This window comes from Enterobacter sp. ZOR0014 (assembly GCF_000798855.1).
Classification (GTDB): Bacteria; Pseudomonadota; Gammaproteobacteria; order Enterobacterales; family Enterobacteriaceae; genus Enterobacter; species Enterobacter kobei.
In genome coordinates, this window is sequence record NZ_JTLF01000006.1 from 1 (window position 1) to 215 (window position 215).

Here is a 215-nt window from a genome sequence, read left to right on the forward strand (position 1 = left end):
GAAATTATTTCCGCTTTATCTAAAACTGGGTTATCAGTAATTGATAGCTCTAACAATCTAAATTTTCTACCGCCATAAGGATAACCACCAATTGATACAAATTGTCCGACTTCATACAAGAGCGTGGTCTCGATTCTAAGCGTGTTTTTACTATTATAGTACACTTTACCTTGCAATAGTTCTAAGTGGTCTTTACGAAGCTCTCTATGCCCTTT

General features: G+C 35.8%; 1 protein-coding gene. It reads right to left on the minus strand.

Annotation, left to right across the window (positions count from 1 at the left end; genetic code table 11):
• A partial coding sequence (locus L977_RS24860) for a hypothetical protein (protein WP_047624206.1) occupies positions 1-215 on the minus strand: 215 nt, incomplete at both ends.